Below are 17,412 nucleotides of genomic sequence, written 5' to 3' on the forward strand. Positions count from 1 at the left end.
GCCGATGCTCATCGCGATCCACCAGCAGGCCGAGCGCTTCTTCCGGGCTCGTTACGACGACAGCTGGGTCCCCGCCTATCTGGAAGATCGCGGATTCGACGCATCCACTCAGCGGACATGGCAGGCCGGGTACGCACCCAACGACTGGCGTGCCCTCACCAGGCACCTACGTGCCCTCGGCTTCGGCGACACCGCGATCGAGGCCTCCGGCCTGGCCCGCAGGACCGCACGCGGCATGCTCGTCGACTTCTTCCGCGACCGGGCGATGCTCCCCATCAAGGAGCCGGACGGGACCACGATCGCGTTCATCGGGCGCAGCCACGACGGCGATCCCAAGTACCTGAACAGCCCACGTACGCCCCTCTACACCAAGGGCACGGCGCTGTTCGGCGTGCACGCCCTCACCCTGAACTCCACTCCCGTCATCACCGAAGGCCCCCTCGACTCGATCGCGGTCACCACCGCCAGCACAGGCAGCCTGGCCGGGATCGCGCCGTGCGGCACAGCGCTGACACCAGACCATGTCGCGACGCTACGCGCGGCCACCAACCTCAGAAAGGTCCTGATCGCCTTCGACGGCGACCGCGCCGGCAACGAGGCCGCGATCCGCGCCTACACGCTGTTCAAGCATGTCTGCACGGCCGACGCGGTCGTCTTCCCCGCCGACCAGGACCCGGCATCCGTCCTCCGCGACGCCGGACCGGCCGCCCTGACCCAGCTCCTGCACTCACAGACGCGCCCGCTCGCCGACCTCGTGACCGACGCCACGATCGAACCCTGGCTGCGGTCGCTTCAGTACGCCGAAGGCCGCCTCAACGCGCTGCGATCAGCCGGCAAGGCGATCGCCACCATGGCGCCGCGTGACGTCGCCCGCCAGGTGGCCCGCGTAGCCGCCCGGCTCAACTTCGACCACGCGACCGTCACCGAAACCACCACCGACTCCCTCACCTCTCGATTGGCCATCGGCGACTTTCCTCTACCGCCCACGATCGGCGGCACCACACCAACACCCAGTGGAAGGAGACGTAGTGAACGACCACCACGCGGACCCACTCCGTGAGGCAGTCGCCCACGGAATGCAGAGGGCGGTGCAGCTCACCCCTACTGCTGCGGCAGCAGCCCAGATCTGGTTCCACACCAAGGCCCAGCGCGTACGAGTACAAGCGGAGCGGGAACGCCAAGTGGCTGACGCACTCCGTGCCCGGCAACGGGCCGCGCTCCGCCTGGGGCGGCTGCAATGGCTGCCCGCCAACGACCCGGCATGGCTGCGAAACGCCGACCTCCTGCAGGTGAGCCGTGCATGGGGAGCTGCGGTGCCGTACACGGTCAGCGACCCCACGGCAGAGCGCGCACGGCTCAAGTGCGAGGAACGGCTGCGAGAGCTCCACCCTTACGCCATGAACCGCTACGACCGGCTTCGCTCCGAAGGCCATGCTCCTGAGGCGGCCATGCGAGACGCCACGCCGCTGTTCGCGCGGGAGCCCCGTCCCCGGACGGGGCATCCCGCAGCCGCTCGGCGGCAGCTTCCGGAGGCCGTGCAACTCGCCCAGAAGGATTACCCTCACCCGATCGACAAGGTCGTCGAGGCGCGCGGCGACGCGAAGGCAGCGGCCGTACCCGGCCCGAAGCGAACCCAGGCACCTGCACGGAATCCCGGCCTGTGATCAATCGACTACGAAAAGCTGTGGGGGTGGATGCTCTTGCGCACAGCTATCTGTTCTGGATCGGTCTGATCCTGCTGCTCGTAGTGGTGTACCTCCTGCCGACCCTGATCGGGCTCGTACGGGGTGTCGACAATTTTCTCCTGCTCATCGCGTTCAACTTCTTCGGTGGCCTTACCTGCATTGGCTGGCCAGCAGCACTCTTCTTGGCCTTCGTGCTGCCCAAGCGAAGTAAGCCATAGCGCTGCCGAGTTTCAGTTTCAGGGGTCGCCCCGTACCCGGCGATCGGATCTGGTCAGCAGGGTGTGTAGTGCTGTCAGGTGCGGCTGAATGAGATCCTCGCCGATGCAGAGATCTTCGGTCGGCCGGTGTCGCGACGGCGAGTGCTGGTGTGACCGTGCTGTCAGCGGTGGTCCGCCATTGTTCGCCCCTGCTAGGGGGTGCTGCAAAGGCAGCAGCGGTCGAAGCTGAACGGTTCTGCGCTGGCCTGAGTCCAAATGGCGCTATTGGCGCGGTTGTATTCGGGGTTGATGAGCCGGGCAACAACAAGCGCGGTCACGGAAGCTGCGCCGGCGCGATGGAGGGCGGAGGCTGCGCTCTGGACGTGGGCGCCGGTGACGAAGATGTCATCCACGAGCAGGACGACTTCGCCATCGATGCGCCCCATCGCCTTGAAGGCGTATTCGTTCGACTCCCGGGGGGCGACCACTGCGGCGCCTACGTCGGGCCAGAGGACAGGCCTATAGAGGTCTTTGAGCGCGGCGATCATCTGGATAGCTTTAGGCATGGGATGAAAGGCGGGGAGCGGCTCACCAGATCGCGTGCTTGGGACCGTCGTCACCATCGTGAAGTCTCCACCTGCCACGCGTTTCAAGCACAGGGCGTGGGCGGCGTAAAACCGGGAGATCGTAGCCGCCAGGAGCGCCGTCCTGTCTGGGCCGCGTCGACGCAGGGACTGGGTGCCAGAACGGGACACGATGTCGTACAGCTGGTCATCCTTTTTGACGCATAAGGAGACGGGGACGACGTGGCTGGTCGGACGGCGAACGTTCTTCATCGTGTCCCGGCAGCCATCGCAGACGACATAGGAGGAGTCGTTGGGCCCCGAGTGGCAGATCCGGCAGACACCGGGACGCGCCGCCGGAACGTTCCGATAGAGATTGATATACCGCTCGGTCACTTCGTGGGCGGAATCACCCATCGGTCAGAACATCTTCAGGTGTCGGGTCACATCTAACAGAATCACCACCTGAGACAACAGGTCGTCAATATCCCGTACGACAGTGACTCCTCCCCGGTAGGCCATGCGCTGTACCCAACGGTGTTGCTCGTGGAGTTGGTGAGGCACAAACAGATGCTTTCCCTGAGCGAGGGCGCCCTGCGCCTGCTGGGCAGAGCCGCTGCCGTCCTCACCGTTCACCAGGTAGACAGCAGCGGCCAAGCCGCTGGTCACGACGCGGGACAGCGAGACGGTCGTATGTGTGATCGGGGCTGAGGGCCAAAACGGCGAGACCAGCGCGCCGCTGTGAGCTATCTCCTTGGCCAGAGTCGCGTTCTCAGAGGTGATCGGCACAGCGATGCCATGAGCCAAGGTGGCGATCGTGCGGCCACCCGTTGCGAGGGCGGCAGCATGGATGGCTGAGTCCAGGCCTGCTACGACCGTGAAGCCCGCCTCCGACAGAGCTTTGACGTCCTGCTGAACCTGCCCGATCTCCGGCCCACCAGGATCGTGCTCGCCGACGACCGCTATAGATCGGTCATCCTCCTCGATCAACCTGCCGCGGATCCAAAGGAAGGGCTGGAAGTTGTGGGCGAAGTCCAGGTTGCCTGGATACTCCTCATCCAAGACGGTAATTAGATGTACCCCGTCAGCTCGAGTACCTTCTATTAACTCCTCGGCCCGCACGAGGGATCCGGCTCGGCACCGGGAGACGACCTCCGTCGCGTATGCCCGGTCCTCCTGGTCCAGGCCGGTGTAGTCCCCGCTCAGGAGCCGCAAGGCACTGCCGGCAGCCTGGATCACACGGGCTGTGTGATGCCATGGCCCGACGGTGGCCTTGGTTAACACGAGGACCGCGGCCTGTTCTTCGACCTCGGACATCTCCACCACCTTATCGAACGTGATTTCGGTTTGAACGTACGCCAGTTGAACGGCGACCGTCCAGACCGGCCGTGACATGAGCCTGACGACAGACTCTGATCCATCGCTCGATTTCAACCGAACCGATAGCGTCACCCCCGAAAGGATCTTGAGGTTCTGAGCGGCAAGATCAAACTTCTAAGCCACGTGCGCCGAACTCAAGCCCGCAGTGGTCACCTCCCAACGATCAATGATCAAACCGAAGGCGCTGGGCAGCATCTGGCCGACCACAGGTCAACAGTCGGCGTCCGGTCCACGGTGGCGCCGAGCGCCCCTCCAAGCCGACGATGACTCCGCTGCCATCGACGGTGCAGGTGATGCCGTACGGCCAGGCGTCGAGGAACACCCCCAGGATGAGGTCTTCCATGCCGCCCTCGATGATGCGGTTCAGCCGCTCCCCCGCCGCCCCCGGCGAGGCGACGACGAACAACCACGACAGATCCGCGGGCACGCCCGCGTCGGTCCGCTGCCCCGTCCGCCTGACGATCTCCACCTCCAGCTCGGTCACCACCTCCTGCAAGAAGTCGAGAACCACCAGCCCCGGAATGTCGGCGCTCGCCGCCTCCTCACCGAACAGGCGGACCGCGTCTTCGCGCGGTATGAGCACCCGCGCCGTGAGGTCCTCTCCGGCCAGCAGTTCCAGGACCACGGCGCGCGCCACATCATCGGCGCCCGGACCGGTCACCCCCATCCCATGGAGTGCGGCCAGCGCGAGCACATAGCCCAGGTTGGATGCCCCCTGCTCCTGGTTGGACACCTCGGCGACGGCCGGTTGCTCCACCGTGGCGTTGTCGTCGTGTAGGGCGACCGGCAGCGCGGCCGTCGGCATGCTGACGCGCATCAACCGATCACCTTCCCGAGTGAGACGGGCGCGGCGCCACCACACCGCCACATCGGCCACCAAGCGACGTCGCCTGCGAGAAGCGACAGCGAGCAACAGCGCGACGGCAAGAGCGGCAGGAATTGTCATGGGCGACAGCGACCAGGAGGAACCCTCCGGCCGGTACGCGACGGTCCGGGTTGGCCTCTGTTGCCGTACGGATGCCTTCATCGCCGGCGGCTTCGTCGCACCCGGGGCCGGACGCCCTCGGGGTACGGCAGCCGCTGCCCGGTGCCTCACATGACTGTCCTTGCTGGCGGCGACCTCTCGTATCGGCACCGAGACGGGCCGCCTCCTGTTCGGCCCGTCCGTCCTGGGGTCGTGCGCAGTGCGTGCAGGGCGGTACTGAGGGGGCTTGCGCTGACTCTTGCCCTGGGCGTCCCGCCTACCGGTCGCTGGCTTCGCGGCAGGTGATGGCTGGGCCGACTCACTTGCCTTGATCAGTGGTTGCCCTGCCGCCTGCGGGAGGCGGATCTGCTGGGTCTGCTCAGGGACCGCATGAGCAGCGTCGCCTTTCACCGAGTCTCTGACCGCTCGGCCCACATCAGGCCGGTTGCCGGTGAGCAGCCAGTTGCGTACCTGCTGCTGCATGGCCGCGCATAGCTTCGCCTCGTCGATGTACTTGCCGGCCGTCTTTCCCAGGTGCGGGCACCCCGGGGGATCGGCGTACGCCGCAGGCGACCCCGTCGCTAGCAAGACGGCGGTCGCGAACAGCCCCATGGGCCCCCAACGCCCTGCACTCCAACGGCGCCGATGCGGTGGAGACAGATACGCGGCCGACACGACGGCACCCCCGGGACGATTGCGAAGCGAAGATGATCAATTACCCTACGCAATCAGTGACATCGATCCTGCGAAGATCCAAGCGAGTCGCACAGATCAAAGAATGATCTTCCAGCTACCGATGCGAACGCCGCGACGCTGAAGGCCCTGGAGGGCCGGCGGAATGGCCGGAAGAATGTGGAAGCGTTCCGGACGGCGGCCGGATCGGCTCCGGGAAGTCCGCCGCAGCCATCCGCGCAGGGGACGATGCCGGAGCGCTGACCGCCCCGTCCAAATATCGCGCCGCAGCGCGCGCCGCCACCGCCTGGGCCCGGCGCCCTTGCGCGGCGCGCAGCTCGGCCACCGCGCTCACCAACGCGACGATGTCGGCGACAAGCGCGCCCCCGGGTGGCATCGACCCTCCGGCCGCCAGCATCCGCACCGTCCTGCGCAGGCTCAGCCCCGCGCGTGTGGGAGGCAGAATCCGGGCGTACGGCTCCCGCGCTGCGCGATCGAACGCCTCGGCCGCATGGCTGAGGCGTCGGTCCTTGAGCACGTGCGCCGCTACGTGCAGCAGGTCGGAGGTGGCGCCGGCCAGGTCGGCTGCGGCACCTGGGTCGTTGGAGGCGGCCCATCGGATGCGTGCCGCGGCCTGTGCGGAAGCTGCGGAGACCTGCTCCCAGAGCTCCCGGCGTTCCGCCGACCTCGTCCGCGGGTGGTCGCCGTTTCCGCTGCTCCACCGGGTCCGGATTTTCGGAAGAGTGAGGTCGACGGCCAGTTTCCCGCCTCCGAACCAGACCGGCTCTCCGGCACGGTTGAGATGGTCTGGCAGCGCCACCGCATAACCTGTGACCTCGCCTGGGTCGCGCTGGCTGAACCGCCTGCGGACCAGCACCCCGGAATCCTCCAGGCGGCGGAAGAACTCCTCTTCCGACGATGCACCGGCCGCCGCCGTTACGACGTACCGCCGAAGCGCGTTCCGCGGGACTTCCGGCAAGCGCTTCCTGCGTGTCTGCTCGGTCTCGCTGCGGGTCGGCCGGCGGGCCGCCGTCCGGTCCCCTGGGGCCGTGAGCCGCAGCCCATACCGCCGCTCCACCGCCTGGCAGGCTTCCCGTACCCGGTAGAAGTCGTTCCAGGTCTTCGGCTTGGTCCCGTCCTGGCGAGCGAGCGTGGCGACGATGTGGATGTGGTCATCGGCATGTCGTACGGCGACCCAGCGCACCCCGTCGTCATCGCCGTCCGCCGCCAGACCGGTGCGGCCCATGATCTCGTGTGCGATGTGGGCCCATTCGTCGTCGTCCAGAATCCGGTCCTCACGCGCGGCCCGGGCGACGCAGTGCCACACCGGCTCGGCGTAGCCGCCCTCCCCCAGCGCGGCCAGCGGCTGGTTGAGCAGTCCGATCAGATTCCGGAAATCCCGGCCGCCATCCGGCCGGAGCGCTGGCTCCAGCTCGGCCGGATGCCACCATCCAGCCACGATGTGCGGGTTCACGTGCTCATTGGCCCGGCCGGGGCCGTACAGATAATACAGCAACCCCCCGACGCGCCGGCCGCGCATGACCTTTCCGATCATCGGATCGTCTTCCGGACAGCTTCAGCGATTCCGTCCAGCCGCTGGACCGCGCGCAGGCAGGCCGCGGCATACGGAAGGAGGTTGCCGGGGTCGACCCCGGTCGCGTTCAGCGCCGCGACGGCCTGGTTCAGATTGACCCCGATGCGGCGCACCTGACCGGAGGCGTGCATCAGCTCGATCAGCGCCTCCCGCATCGGATCCGGCATCGGCGGGTTCGCGGCTCGCGCCGCCGCCAGAGCCGCCTCCGCCGCGTACGCCCCGTGTGCCAGGCCGAGCCGCTGGGCCGCCGTCCGGAAGTCGGCGTACTCCTCCTCGGTCAGCACGAACTTCACCACATGCAGCCTCGGCATAGCCTGCCGCTCCCGCCGCCGCTGCCGCACCTTCCTGGACCCCGCTATGGATCCTGCGTCCTCTCCCCCATCGGACATCTCGTGACCGCCCCCCGACGACCGCGCCCGGTCCCAATTGATCAGAACCCACTCTCGCGCCCCTGCGGGAGTGGGTGGTTCTGATCTAGAATGTCCCCCTCTGCATCCCGCCGGATGCAGAGGTAATGGGACATTACGAATATCTTGCTCCCGCTCTGCGGGCGCTCAGGCTGCCGGTGCGGCGCCGTTCGCCGATTGACGCCACTCCAGCGCTTCCGGGATGTCGCGGTACTCCAGCAGGTGCTGTCCGGCGATCTTCTCCAGCAGGCCCCGGACCTCGGCCGGGGTCGCGCGGAAGAACTCGCGGCGGAGATTGACCCGGTTGACGCGCCGCTCACTCAGCTCATCATGGAGCCGCCCCTCCAGTGAGACGGCGTCCTCGCTGAAGATCAGCGCGTGGGTATCGAACCTGAAGGGCACCGACGCATCGCCCAGCTCCCGCACCCGGTCCTCCGGCTCCAGCCGCCGGGTCATGCCGATCTTCACGATGTCCTCGCCGAACGCCCCGATGTTGGAGATCACATACACATAGCCGGCGCGGATGTTGGCCTCCCGCGCCTCGACGTCGGCGACCGCGGCTCCGATCTCCTCAAGCTTCGCCTTCAGCTCCTCCGCCCCGGCCTGGTCGCCCTTCTGCAGCAGCTTGGTGAAGGCCGCCCGGTAGTGGGCCTCCTCCTTGCGCAGGCGGGCCTTCTCGCGTTCGAATTCCCGGCGGGCGGCCTCCTCCTCACGCTGCCGCTCCCGCTGTGCGCGGATGAGCTCCTTTTCCTCTTCCACCTTGGCCAGGTAGTCCGCGGTCAGCTGCAGCTCATACACCCGCAGCCGGTGGTAGTCGTCGCTGACGTGGATGTGCATCGTCTTGCCGAGCTTGACGATGGCATCACCGGCCTTCTGCAGCCGGTCGACCGCCGACTGCAGCTTGTAGGGCCGCATCGTCCGCACGCAGTTGTCCGCCTCGGCGTTGTAGGCCCGGAGCATCAGCCTGGAGAAGTCACGGACCATGCGACGCCCCTCGGCGGCCGACCCGTTGACCGTCCAGTTCGTGGCACCGAGCACCGCCCGATCGGCGCGGGCCATGCTCTTGATCTGGTCCTTGACCTCGGCCAAGCGCCCCTTGTAGGCAACCGCGTCGCTCAGCGGATGGGAATACTCATAGACGCCGACCTCCTGTAGCAAGGCGACATCTTCGGTCTGCACCACCTGGGCTTCGATCTCCCGCAGGCGCCGCCCCGCCTCATCGATCGCCGCCTGCAACCGGCTCTGCTCCCCGCGCATCGCCTCAGTCGCCGCCGCGACCTGCATCGCATCCATGGCGCCCAGACGCTCGGCCCACTCACGAAGCTGAGCGTTCTCCGCCTCCAGCCGCTTCTTGCCGCCGAACAGACCACCCCCCGCCCGCTCCGGCACCGGACCTTCAGCCGGTGGTGCGGCATGGCGGCCCTGTACGGCCACCGGGGCAGGAGCAGGAGCAGCAGCTGGAGGAGAGTCGACCACCCAGAACTGCCAGCCCGCCGGAGCCGGAGGCCAGGACGGGTCCGGCTGCCACCCTGCGGGCGGCCGCCAACCAGGGGGCGGAGTGGGCCACCCCGGCGGCGAGTTGAACCGATGCACCGTCATCGACGCCCTCCTCAACTTCTGACCCGGCAATCACGCCGGCCGCAGAAGAAGGGACAGCCGCCTCACCCCGACGGTTTACCGATACTCGCGGCGCCCTGGGCATCGTGACGCAAACGTGAGACATCGCTCCGGAGTGCAACCGCAATCCGCCCGCGCCGAAGACCAACGGGTGACCGCTACTCCCGGCGCGATCAAAGAAATGTCCTCGAGAACCCCATACGACGAGCAGCTCGGCCACAAGGGCGGCCTGCGCATCGCAGAATCTGTCGAGCGCTGTCGATGGTGAGCGGGAGCTGAAATGCGCGGGTGGATGCCTGTCCTTGTGGGGCTGTCGAGCATGACACTGGCCGCCTGTGGTGGGCCCGCTGGGGACGACGGCCGAATGCAGGTGTCCGCATCGGGCTCTTCCCTCGCCGCTCACCGAACGAGCCTCGCAGCGAAGCGATGGACCCGACAGGACGTGACCGCGCTGTTCCTCACCCCCGCGACAGCCAGCCTGTCCGGCGGAGAGACCCGCACCGTTCCCGCGGGCACGATCACCAACCTCGACGTCTGCGTACCGCTCGACCCGATGAACACTCCCACCGTGGCCATCGACAAGCGCTACGCCACCGCCAAGCAGGAGATCGGCCTCCCCTACAAAGGACACCTCACCCAGCAAGGCTGGATCTTGCCAACAGACGCTGACGCCGCGCACGTCATGAAGCAGGTACGAAGGAATCTCCCCCGGTGCCGCTACTCCGGGAGCACAAACTCCCCGATGGATCCGCGTACTCGCATCAGCGGCACTTCCACGCCGGAGAAGTACGCCCGCGACTCCTTCGGCTGGCATGGACACCGCATCGAGCAGACCATGAACCGCAACGGCGAACGCGCCTCGGTCAGCACCCTGCTCCTCCTACAACGCGGCCCCGTCCTACTCGCCCTCGACTACACCAACTACACACCCAAGACGCCCGAGCAGAAGCTGCGCGCCTACAACATGACCGTCCTTTCCAAGGTCCTCGCCCACCCGGATGGTCACAGATAGTCTGTGAAACTCACACCCTTTACGTAGATCGCTTGCGCCTGTCCAGCACATTTCGCTTGTACACCCTCGGCGTCCCGAGCCACGCGAAGGCCGGAACACACGGCAACCCTGCACGTGTCGCGATCCTGCCCGGCTCCGGCAACGGCGACGGATCGTCCACGGTGAGCTCTACGGCTGGAGTACACGGCGCGCAGTTCCGCCGGGTTCGCTGTCGGTGCTCACCTCCGCGTGATCGTCGCTGTCGTTAACACGAGAGCAGAGGTCCAAGATGGCCTGACGGTAGTCATTGGCAAGGACAGCGAGCGGGTCGCGCAGGGTAGGTTCGGCATCGGCCACATCTGCATCGCGGGCATCGGTCGCCTCTCCGGTGGAGATAACGGGTTGTCGGATCTGCTGCGCCATCCCGACGCCGAGACGGTCGAGAAGACGGTCGAGGCGTTGTTCGGCCGTTGCGGCGCGGGTCAGCATTGTGACCTCGTCCGGAGTGAGCTTTTCGCCGAATGCGGCGAGCCAGCCCTTCTCAAGGTTCTCCTCGCCGACGATTACTAGGTCGAGCAGCGCGGCCAGGACGCGGTGGTGGAGATTCTGGAGTCGTTCGAGGATGGTGCCTCGCTGCCAGCGGGGAGCGTCGAGGTCGGGAACGTCGTTGAGGAGTTCGACGAGCCTTAGGGCGCGAGGCGGAGGCCATCCCGAAGGCCAGGACGAGCGGTGGTCCCATAGTTGGAGGATCGCCGTGCGAGCGTCGGCGGCCCGAGCGGGTGCGTCCGATTCACCGGCCGCCTTGGCCTGGTCGGCGGCGTGGATGAGTCCAGCGGTGTGGTGAGCGAGCCATCGGGTGAGAGTGTTGTTAGTTCGAGCTTCGCCGAGGTCTTCAAGGATTTGCTCGCCAAAGCGGACGACGGGGTCCTCATCGGCTAGTGATGTGGCCGTCAGGGGTGATGAGGTAGACGCGGCTTCGGGGGAGCCGGTAGTCGTTGGCGGAATTCCGGTGTCGTCCAATTCGGACCTCCACGATGAGGGTCATTCCGGTCTTGGAGAGGAATCGCAGCAGCGGCTCTGTCGCGACATGGAGGCGGTAGCCGGAGGAGGTGGCGGCGTTGGTGTCGTCGGTCCGGCGATCGGCCCATTGGATGGTGCGTGCGATCTCGGTGTCGTCGCCAAGGCGAAGAGCGCTCCCCTGCGGGTTGAGGGCTGCGTCGGTCGTCTGACGGAACAGGCGACCGGGCAGAGGACATTGCGCGTGCAGGTTGTAGGCGTACGGGTCGTGCTCGTCCAGTCGGTCGCGGTCGCTGCGGGGGTAAGCGAGCCAGCCCCGCAGGACGAACGGGCCGTGGTCGACCTCGAATTCGTCCTCGTCTTCTTGCGGGAGCTTCCAGTCGGCTGGATTGGGCGCTGCGGCGAGCGCCCGCTGCAGGTCGGCGGCGCGTTCAGGGGCGACGAGCGCCGACCAGATACAAGTCTTGCTGTAGGCGCCGGACCGGTTCACATGAGTGTGGCCGGCGACGACGATTCTGTCGGGGACACGCCCGTCGACGAGGCCGAGCGCGTCATCGTAGTCCTTGTCCGCGGGGGTGTCCCAGTCATCGAGCGGCGGCAGGTGACCGAATAGGCCGGGTTCGGCCGGCACCGGGTGGCGGAGATCGGAGATCCAGGTGTTGACGCTGCTGGGGAGGTGCGGGACTAGCCAATCCCACCACGGATCTTCCGCGTCGTCGTAAGGAGGGATGTGGATCGGCAGGCCGGCATCGACGAGTTCGCCCGCGACGACCATCATGGCGTGGTATTCCAGGTACAGGCGCAGGTTCTCCTCGGGGGGAATCGATCCGTTGCGGTGCGACATCCGCAGGTAGGAATTTTGGTCGCGTAGTTCGCGGTCGTCGCGCCACCAGTCGTCTTCGGTTAGTCCCCACTTATCGACAATCCAGCGCTCAGCGCGGTCGGCGATGTCCTGGATCGGCCGGTTGAACGCGTGAGCGAGCGGCGTGTACCAGTAGGGGATGGTGTCGATGTCATCGAACCGGTAGCGACGCCCGTTGGGCAGCCCGCGGTTCTCGCTTCTGTTGCCGTCTGTGCGGTGGATGGAGCAGGTGGCAGGCTGGTTCGCTGCCCGGAGCAGGTCGGTGTCAGGGCCGGTGGGATCGGCGAGCGCGAGGGCTGCCTGACGGGCGAGTTCGCGGATTTGGACGTGCGGAAATTCGCGGCTAGTCGCATGCTGAATCAAGTCGGACAGGTAGGCGGTGAGCACGCTGGGGCGTTCAGCGGCAACGCGCTGCAGGGCGACCAGTAGTCCGGCAGCGGCTGACATGCGGTAGAAGAGCAGCGCCGGATCCCGGAACGGCCCGGCGTCCGTGCGGTCCAGGCAGGCGACGAGCTTGCCGGCGAACTGGCGGGCATCGGCGGGGGCGGCGTGCGTCAGGAGGTCGCGCACGGCGTGGGCGGCACGCCAGCGGATCGCCCGGCGTGGATGACCGAAGGCGCTCCACAGCAGAAGGGTCACCGGTTCGGCTGGGACGGTTGCCGCGGCGGCTTCATCGTCTCCGGTTGTGGGGAGGCGGTCGTCGAGCAGGGCGATCACGGCCTCGGCGGCGTCGTCACGATCACACAGCCAGCCGAGGAGCGCGGCGATGTTCTGCCAGCCGAACGGAGTCAGGTGAGGTCGTGCATCGGGGAGTGCGGTGAGGACAGCGCGCCGGATGGCGTCGTCATCGGCGAACTTACGGAGCTGCTCGACCAGCAGGTCGGTGTTTTGCGACCAGGCGATGTCTCGCAGATGCCCGGTCAGCAGCGTCGGGAGCGCGGCGTCGGCCCACTCCTTGACGCCGGACCAGTGACGCCATCGCGTGAGGCAGTGAGCCAGCACCGGGAGGACGGTCTGGACGTTGGCCAGGTGGCACAGGCTGGCCACCGCCGCGAGCATCGCCACCCGGTCCTGGGGGCTGACGGACAATGCCACCCTGGTGATGTACTCGCGCATTCGCTCGCCGTACACGCCCGTCTTGGCGAGCTCCTCAACACCTTCGGCGAGTGTGGTCACGCTGGAGCCGGACGAATTGACCGAGAGAAGTTGTTCGTTCGCCGATAGGTCCAGGCCGGACCGTCGCTCGTCCGTGTCACAGTCGTCGAAGCCCAGCCGTGCGACCGGCTCCAGGTTGGATCTGATGGGCTCGTTGAGACCGCGTTCTGCGGCCCAATCAAGGAGCTGGGTGGCCAAGGCGGGCTGGGCACGGGCGGGTACGTCACGGCGGATCCAGGCAGCGGTGCGCTTCAGCATGACCCGGGCGTCAGCGGTACCCGACGCGTCCTTCCTCATTTCGTCGATGATGGCCAAGCGGTACTGCAGGCGGGCGTTGTCGTCCTCGACGAGGTGGGCGAGCCCTAGCGCTTGGACACCCGGGATTCCGCCTGCCTTAACGGCCCCGACCAGGGCCCGGGGCAGCGTCGCGGACAGCCGAACTCGTCTCTCGTCGTCCCACCGGCTCACGGCCCCCAGCGCTACCCCGGCGCTGAGGCGACCCGCGGCCCCGGCGACGACCTCGTACGGGACGACCCCACCATCGGAGACGTGTAACGCGACGTTCTCCGCTGCACGGACGAGCCGGGCGGCGACCGCTGGACGCTCGGCGGCACTGATCACGGCACGGTCGGCGAGGTCGGCGTACACCGACAGCAGGCGGGCGGCATCATCGTTGATTCCGATCGCCGCATCGACCGCCTGGTGGAACAGCTGTCTGCCCAGCTCGGGCGCGAACTCGTCGGCGAGGTCGGCGGCATCGGCAAGCAACTCCAGCCGCTCCGCCGCCGGGTACGTGCCCGCCTGCACATACTCTGCAGCCCGCCCGCACAGGTCGATGGCCAGACCGGTGTGTCCGCCGCGAGCAGCGACGCGAGCCGCCAGGTCCAGCCACAGTGCAGGCGCGGCGCTCCCCAGTAGCGCAGGGGCCGCGTTGACCAATCGACCGATCAGACTGAGGTCAGCGGCAGCATCGACGATCGCATCGGCGACGATCGCCGCCCATGCACGGTAGGAGGTGTCGAAGGTGAACCAACGATGCCCGGCCTTCTCGGTACGTTCGGCGAGCCCGGCGACAACGAACCCGGTGACCTCATCGCGGTCCGCCTCACCAATGGCACAGCGGGTGGCAAGCAGGGCTGCCGCTAACAGGGGTTGAACCAACTCGGCCCACTCGCGCCGGTCATGAGCTCGGGAATCGTCAAATGTCTGCTTCCTGGTGTCCTTGTCTTCCGGCTGCAGGGACGGTGGGACCACGTCGTCGACGGTGATCTCGGATCCGCCGAGTACGGCGGCGATCGCATGGCAGCGGAGGGTGGTGACACCAGCCTCATTGCCGTTATTGAAAGCCCAGCGGTGAGGAGGCAGCGGGCGGGCCCAGTGCTCGGCAAGCGCTGCAGCCGCCTGCCGGTCGCCGTGTCGCGCGGCGATGGCGATCAGTTGATCATGCCAGGGTTTCGCGGTCCCTGGATCTTCGGCGAGAACTGCGGCGATCACCTCGTCGAGCCAGTCCCGGTCGGGAGCAACCGCGGGCGAGGTGGCATACGCCAGGAAAGGTGCCTGTGTCGCGGATGGGACATTTTGCGCACGCAGGGCGTCCCGGACCGGTCCCGGCCCGACCTCGGCGGCGATCTCTGCGGCTAGTGCCGCCGCTATGTCGGGCATGGCCTTCGCGGACTTCCACCTCAATAGTTCGCGAACGGCCGCTTCCATCCCGTCAAGCCTGTATCGGGCTTCGGCAGCAGACGCCACGTCATGCGTATGCAGGCTCCAGCCGTGGGCTTTCTCCGCCCCCTCGGCCTTCCGTCGGCGGAGCCACGCATCGGCGCGATTCAGTTCGGCACGCGCATCGGCATGCCGGGCCGGGTCACGGGCCAACACCGCAGCCACACGCATCTGCGTGGGCGCATGCCACTCATCGTCGAAGGTCAGAGGCCGTGCGTGCCGGGACAGGACGTCGATGTCGGTGTGCCGTGCGACCAGGTCGAAGTGGGATTTGACCAGGGACGACAGTGTGTCGAGCCGGGAAGCGGTGTCGCATCCGCGGACTGCCACACGAACCGCGGCAGCGGCACTGCCGGTCGTTGCGGCGGCGCGTGCAGCCAGGTCGAGCCGTCGGCCCTGCACCTGAGCGCGCCGGAACCCATCGGGAATCGCCTCCGGCCAGTCCTCACTCAGCACGAGTGTCAGCACGTCGTCCAGCCGGCCCGCCTCAACGAGGTGATCGGTGACATGCGCTGCCGCGTCCGCGTCGCTGACCCGGGTGGTCAGGAACATCTCCGCGAGCCGATCGTGGGCCGCGATCACCTCTGTAGGCTCTACGCGATCCCGCACATACGTCTCGAAGTCCTCGTCGCGAAACTGGATCGCCCCATCCACCAAGGTGACACCGGGAGCAAGCCCGTGTGCGAACGCGACGACAGCCGTCGGATTCACACTGAGCGCGGCAGCCAGAGTGGTGATGCTTATCGGACGGCTGAGCGCGAGCATAGTCCCGAGCCATCGCCGCCCGCCCGCGTCGGCACCGCTCACCTGCAACGCCGGCTCAAGCAGCATCTGGAACAAGGGCTCGGGGGTGCGGGCGCAGGCATCCAGGAGGGCTGGCATCTCCCACTTGTTTTTCTCGGCCAGGTCCAGCGCGTAGTACTGGGCCCGGGGGTTCCCGTCCGTCCGTTGATGAAACGCGGCCACGTCCGCAGGTGAGGCGTCTGGCCGGTAACGCCGCAGGTGCGCAGTCGATGTCGTCTGGTCGAATGGTGCCAGTTCCACCTGAGGTGCGCCGGAGGCATCCAATGACTCGACCCGGTGGCTTCGTGCCGTGAGCAGAACCGTGGCGCGCGACGGCAGCGGCAGCCCCGCGAGCCCGGCCAGGAATCCGCGGTCGCCTCTCTTGTGCGCTGCGAAAGCCGCGTTGTCCGCCGCGTCCACCGCTAGGACGAGGACAGCGCCCGGGTCGAGTGCTGTGACAGCGTCTTGCAGCGCGCGGCCTAGCCGACGCCACAGGTCCTCGTCGGTCGCCGGTGGGCGGACGAGGAAGGGGCTCCCGCACTGCCGGGCCAAGTCGTTGATCGTCTGGGTGATGAACCGTTGCGGTGTGTGGCGCTCCTCGCCGGAACTGAGGTACTCACCGCCGCCGTAACAGTCGAACAGGGTAACCACCGACCCCGATGGCAGGTGGTCACCGAGTTGCCGGATTGCGGTCGTCCTCCCCGCGCCCGCCGGACCGTGCGCCACGATGATCGCGTCCGGATGCGCGAGCAGCGTCTCCACGATCGCGCGTGCGCCCGGTGACGGCAGCGGGTCACCCAGCGGGGCCAGCCGGGCGGGCGCCGGATACAGATCTAGCGGATCGGCGAGGCCAAGCGCGGCCAGGACATCCTCGGCGCGGATGCCTCGCCGCGGAGACTCAGGAAGAGCCTCGCGGCGGACCAGTTCAAACAGCCGCAGGGCTGAGTCGTCGTCTCGTCCCGGTGTGAGGCTCGCCGCTCGGGCACGGACGCCGCGCGCCAGCGCGGCCCGGCCGAGCGAGCCCGTCCGTGACAGGTCGAGAACCACCAGAAAGTCACAAAACTGTTCACTGGTGACCACCTGTCCGACAGCAGCGGACAGCCTTTCGACCACGTCGGCGTGCTGCGGGTCTGTCAGGGCCTTGAGCAGTGCAGCGCGACCCTCTCCGGGACGTCGAGAGCCCGCCCAGTGTGCAGCTGCGGCGACGGCCTCCTGCACCAGCGGGTCGCCAGGCTGGTTTCCGACAAGATGGATGCGTACCTTGCGTTGGATTTCGCTTCGATCGAGCTTTTTGAGCAGCTTCGAATAGACGCCCGCGAGGTCCGCGATGACGGACCTTGTCGAGGGCGAGCTGCCGTTGGCCGCGCTTTTGGTCCGTTTCTTGCACAAGCGGCTGACGGTCCACGCCGTCCCCGGATGCTTGGTGCTGTACTTGAGCTGGGACAGATGCACAGCAGAGGCAGCCTCGAGAGTGTCTCCGCCGAAATACTCGGCGACATCCACCGCCTCGTAGCCCTCGTCTGGATCATCGACCCGGCTCAGACCTTCGATGACGACGACTGTCTTATCCGTGCCGGGCTCTATCAGTTCCAGCACGCCAGTCACGGACCACCAGAAGTGGAAATCGTCACCCGCGTTCGACTCTGGCGCTCCCAAAACCCTACTTCTCCTGCTGTCCTGTCGGGCGACCAAGGATGATCACTTGGCTGAACCCAGCCTAGTCCCGTTGGCGTAACGCAGGACGCTGTCGAACGGCGGCCGATCGGTTCGGCTGGTCGTGGATGGTTTGAGTAACTCATGGCC

The 17,412-nt window shown here is 67.2% G+C and carries 12 protein-coding genes; 4 read left to right on the forward strand and 8 right to left on the reverse strand.

The window, feature by feature from the left end:
• Nucleotides 1-4: 4 nt before the first annotated feature.
• The 3 genes from AB0B72_RS34260 (at nucleotide 5) to AB0B72_RS34270 (ending at nucleotide 1,903) form a co-directional block, all read left to right on the forward strand.
• Nucleotides 5-1,060 (forward strand): toprim domain-containing protein, encoded by a 1,056-nt coding sequence (locus AB0B72_RS34260; RefSeq protein WP_367743544.1) that lies wholly within the window; start codon nucleotides 5-7, stop codon nucleotides 1,058-1,060.
• Between the two features lie 121 nt (nucleotides 1,061-1,181).
• Nucleotides 1,182-1,664: a hypothetical protein gene (locus tag AB0B72_RS34265; RefSeq protein ID WP_367743545.1), complete on the forward strand. Its 483-nt coding sequence runs from the start codon at nucleotides 1,182-1,184 to the stop codon at nucleotides 1,662-1,664.
• A gap of 26 nt (nucleotides 1,665-1,690) precedes the next feature.
• Nucleotides 1,691-1,903 (forward strand): superinfection immunity protein, encoded by a 213-nt coding sequence (locus AB0B72_RS34270; RefSeq protein ID WP_367743546.1) that lies wholly within the window; start codon nucleotides 1,691-1,693, stop codon nucleotides 1,901-1,903.
• Nucleotides 1,904-2,094: 191 nt separating this feature from the next.
• On the opposite strand, the gene AB0B72_RS34275 is transcribed toward AB0B72_RS34270, so the two are convergent.
• From AB0B72_RS34275 to AB0B72_RS34300, 6 genes are all read right to left on the reverse strand, one after another.
• On the reverse strand, nucleotides 2,095-2,862 hold the full coding sequence (locus AB0B72_RS34275; protein WP_367743547.1) for a ComF family protein: 768 nt from the start codon (nucleotides 2,860-2,862) through the stop codon (nucleotides 2,095-2,097).
• A 3-nt stretch (nucleotides 2,863-2,865) separates the two neighbouring features.
• Complete coding sequence (locus tag AB0B72_RS34280) at nucleotides 2,866-3,840, reverse strand: DNA-processing protein DprA (RefSeq protein WP_367743548.1); 975 nt, start codon at nucleotides 3,838-3,840, stop codon at nucleotides 2,866-2,868.
• 148 nt (nucleotides 3,841-3,988) lie between these two features.
• On the reverse strand, nucleotides 3,989-4,642 hold the full coding sequence (locus AB0B72_RS34285; protein ID WP_367743549.1) for a hypothetical protein: 654 nt from the start codon (nucleotides 4,640-4,642) through the stop codon (nucleotides 3,989-3,991).
• Between the two features lie 937 nt (nucleotides 4,643-5,579).
• Nucleotides 5,580-7,016: a relaxase/mobilization nuclease domain-containing protein gene (locus AB0B72_RS34290; protein WP_367743551.1), complete on the reverse strand. Its 1,437-nt coding sequence runs from the start codon at nucleotides 7,014-7,016 to the stop codon at nucleotides 5,580-5,582.
• Nucleotides 7,013-7,366 (reverse strand): hypothetical protein, encoded by a 354-nt coding sequence (locus tag AB0B72_RS34295; protein ID WP_367743552.1) that lies wholly within the window; start codon nucleotides 7,364-7,366, stop codon nucleotides 7,013-7,015. Before AB0B72_RS34295 ends, AB0B72_RS34290 begins: the two co-directional genes overlap by 4 nt.
• Nucleotides 7,367-7,609: 243 nt before the next feature.
• On the reverse strand, nucleotides 7,610-9,061 hold the full coding sequence (locus tag AB0B72_RS34300) for a DUF4041 domain-containing protein (protein WP_367743553.1): 1,452 nt from the start codon (nucleotides 9,059-9,061) through the stop codon (nucleotides 7,610-7,612).
• Between the two features lie 460 nt (nucleotides 9,062-9,521).
• Here AB0B72_RS34300 and AB0B72_RS34305 point away from each other — a divergent pair, with 460 nt between their 5' ends.
• Entirely contained in the window at nucleotides 9,522-10,091 is a 570-nt protein-coding gene (locus AB0B72_RS34305; RefSeq protein ID WP_367743554.1) for a hypothetical protein, read from the forward strand.
• 168 nt (nucleotides 10,092-10,259) lie between these two features.
• On the opposite strand, the gene AB0B72_RS34310 is transcribed toward AB0B72_RS34305, so the two are convergent.
• Both AB0B72_RS34310 and AB0B72_RS34315 read right to left on the reverse strand, forming a co-directional pair.
• Complete coding sequence (locus AB0B72_RS34310) at nucleotides 10,260-11,090, reverse strand: hypothetical protein (RefSeq protein ID WP_367743555.1); 831 nt, start codon at nucleotides 11,088-11,090, stop codon at nucleotides 10,260-10,262.
• On the reverse strand, nucleotides 10,999-17,214 hold the full coding sequence (locus tag AB0B72_RS34315) for a hypothetical protein (protein WP_367743556.1): 6,216 nt from the start codon (nucleotides 17,212-17,214) through the stop codon (nucleotides 10,999-11,001). Before AB0B72_RS34315 ends, AB0B72_RS34310 begins: the two co-directional genes overlap by 92 nt.
• Nucleotides 17,215-17,412: the final 198 nt, after the last annotated feature.

Source organism: Microbispora sp. NPDC049125 (assembly GCF_040802045.1).
Lineage (GTDB): Bacteria > Actinomycetota > Actinomycetes > Streptosporangiales > Streptosporangiaceae > Microbispora.